2 protein-coding genes are annotated in these 3,090 nt (G+C 37.6%); one reads left to right on the forward strand and one right to left on the reverse strand.

Annotated elements, in window-relative coordinates; genetic code table 11:
* Nucleotides 1-152 precede the first annotated feature (152 nt).
* The gene (locus ACIPKN_RS26830) at nucleotides 153-1,313 is read right to left on the reverse strand and encodes a class I SAM-dependent methyltransferase (RefSeq protein ID WP_400942056.1); all 1,161 of its coding nucleotides are present in this window, start codon (nucleotides 1,311-1,313) and stop codon (nucleotides 153-155) included.
* Between the two features lie 183 nt (nucleotides 1,314-1,496).
* Between ACIPKN_RS26830 and putP the strand changes: the two genes are divergently transcribed.
* A complete protein-coding gene (gene putP, locus ACIPKN_RS26835) occupies nucleotides 1,497-2,984 on the forward strand; it encodes a sodium/proline symporter PutP (RefSeq protein WP_400942059.1) in 1,488 nt (495 codons plus the stop codon).
* Nucleotides 2,985-3,090: the final 106 nt, after the last annotated feature.

A 3,090-nucleotide genomic window follows, 5' to 3' on the forward strand; every position in this document is an offset into this window, starting at 1 on the left:
TTTTATGAAAAAAATTTAAAGCCGGTGAAATTTTACTGATCGTAAAATTTCACCGGCTTTTTAGTTTAGAGAGGGGTTATGTCCCAGCCTCTTTTCATTTGCTTAAGTGAATTCAGAAATACTCGCGCTTCACTCACAAATAACGCGGCATTTTATAGGTAAGCTTGTAATTCATTCGCTAAAAACGGCTTGGCATTTAGCAGCTTCAAAAACGCATCATAGCTAGCCCGCTGTTCAGAGCTTGGCTTTTTACCTGTATGATAGGCTCGTATTAAAATGTTTTTCGGTGTATTTTCCATATCTATGAACTCTAGCAATTGTGCCTCATAGCCAACGAGTGATAAGATTTCTGCTCGGACTGCGTCTGTTGCGAGCGCTGCAAAACGTTCGCGTACGAGACCGTGTTGAAGCATGATATCCAGTGCTGGTGTGTTAAGCTGACGATTTAGCTCATGCTGGCAGCAAGGGACACTTAAAATTACGCTTGCTCCCCATTTCACAGCACGGGCTAATGCCATATCAGTGGCAACATCACAAGCGTGTAGAGTCACCACCATGTCCACAGCAGACTCCTCATTATAATCATTAATATCTCCTACTAGAAATTCAAGCTGCTCATAGCCTAAATCCTGTGCAATTCGTGAGCATTCTTCAATAACTTCCTTCTTTAAATCCAAACCAGTGACACGAATGTCTAAGCCCTTTTCGATTTTTAAGTAATGGTATAGGGCGAATGTTAAATAGGATTTGCCTGAACCAAAATCTAAAATACGAACCTGACGATCCTTTGGCAAATAGGTTAATGCATCATCAATAAATTCGATGAAGCGGTTGATTTGTTTAAACTTATCGTATTTTTGTTTCTTTATTTTTCCTTCTTCTGTTTGCACCCCGAGACGAATTAAAAACGGGTATGGCTTATCCTCTGCCAGTAAATAGTTTTTCTTACGATTATGCGCTAAATTAACTTGCTTTGGCGTTGAGGATTTATCAGATTTCCATAGTACTTTGTTCTTTTTTGATAGCTGTACTTGTATATTTTCATCAATAAAATCAATATGCGCTTGACGGTAATCGTTAAAAAATGCTTCTAGTTTCTCAGGAAAATTTTCTAATAGAACATTTTCGTGTTTTAAAATACGTTCAAATTGATATTCAACTTGTATATGGTAAGTTTCCTTCAGTAATAAAGGTTTTAGCTTTATACGTTTTACTTCGTTTGATTTCATACGAGGTTGACTGATCGTAGCAGTAACGAGTTGCTGCTGTATAATCCGCTCCATAAGCTGAGTTTTCATTTCTTCAAATGTCATACATTTCGCCTTCTTTATCGTGTTATAGATGGCACTAGTTTAACACATTTTATGAATTGCTTTGCTATTATAAATTTTAGAAGTTGCTCTTTGAATAATTATAGGTTATCTTGTATATTTGTGGTATTTTAAATATAGGGAATTTTTAATAAAAAGACTAAAGGGGAAATAAGGGGGAAAAGTATGTCTGAAAACATGTATCAATTACTTGCGATTATTATTTATATGATCGCCATGCTAGGAATCGGTTGGTATGCATTTAGGAAAACATCAAATTTAACGGATTATATGCTTGGGGGGCGTTCGTTAGGCCCTGCTGTTACGGCGCTGAGCGCAGGTGCAGCAGATATGTCTGGTTGGCTATTAATGGGTTTACCAGGCGCGATCTATTTAGCCGGACTTTCCAAGGCTTGGATTGCCATCGGCTTAACAATTGGCGCCTATTTGAATTGGCTATTGGTAGCACCGAGGCTACGTGTATATACACAAGTTGCTAATGACTCAATTACTATTCCGAGTTATTTAGATAATCGTTTACGTGACAACACTAAGCTAATAAGAATTGCGTCAGGTATCATTATTTTAATCTTCTTTACATTTTATGTTTCTTCAGGAATGGTTGCAGGGGGTAAGTTTTTTGATAGCTCATTTGGCTATGAATACCATACTGGCTTATTAATTGTATCTGTTGTAGTTGTAGCATACACATTATTTGGAGGGTTTTTAGCGGTTAGTTATACAGACTTTTTACAGGGTCTCATTATGTTTATAGCACTTATTTCTGTACCGTTATTTGGATTGTTTTTAACAGGTGGAATTGGAGACACGATAGCATCTATAAAAGCTGTAAATCCTGATCATCTGAACTTATTATCTTCAAATGCAACTGCTGCAGTAATTATTTCATCACTTGCATGGGGACTTGGTTATTTTGGACAACCACATATTATCGTACGCTTTATGGCGATAAGCTCAGTAAAAGAAACAACGCAGGCTCGTCGCATCGGAATTGGCTGGATGATGTTAAGTTTATTCGGAGCGATTGCAACAGCTTTAGTAGGTGTGGCTTATTATGAACAAAATGCAGGTGAATTAAAGGACGCTGAGACAGTATTTATTGTACTTGGCCAAATTTTATTCCATCCATTTATTGCAGGTATAATGCTAGCTGCCATTTTAGCCGCAGTAATGAGTACCATTTCATCGCAATTAATTGTTACTTCGTCAGCGCTTGTTGAAGACATTTACAAAGCTTTATTTAATAAAACGGCTGATGATAAGCATTATGTCTTTGTTGGTCGTGTCGCTGTTTTAGTTGTAGCTATCGTCGCAGGGATTTTAGCATGGAATCCAGATAGTTCTATTTTAGACTTAGTGGGCTTTGCTTGGGCTGGCTTCGGTGCAGCGTTCGGTCCTGTAATATTGCTGTCGCTGTATTGGAGAAAATTAACGAATTACGGAGCGCTAAGTGGGATGGTAGCTGGTGCTGCAACTGCCTTTGTTTGGGGGAAAATAAAGTTCTTAGCTGATACATTATATGAGATTGTTCCAGGTTTCTTTGTATGCTTAATCGTTGCGATTATTGTTAGTGTTTTGACATATAGACCGAATAAAGATATTGAAGACGAATTCAATCGCACGGAAGTATTACTAAAAGAAGAACGTAAGTAAAAATGAAATGCGGCTGGGACATAACTAGCTTCAATTCATGAGAAATCCGACTTTGAATTCATTCAAAGTCGGATTTCTCTATCTTTTATGTTGTCTCCAGATAGCT

Origin of the sequence: Lysinibacillus sp. NPDC086135 (genome assembly GCF_044746345.1) — a bacterium.
Lineage (GTDB): Bacteria > Bacillota > Bacilli > Bacillales_A > Planococcaceae > Lysinibacillus.

Coding starts and splice junctions, on each gene's coding strand:
- ACIPKN_RS26830 (WP_400942056.1), bottom strand. CDS start 1,313: ATGACATTTGAAGAAATGAAAACTCAGCTTATGGAGCGGATTATACAG.
- putP (WP_400942059.1), top strand. CDS start 1,497: ATGTCTGAAAACATGTATCAATTACTTGCGATTATTATTTATATGATC.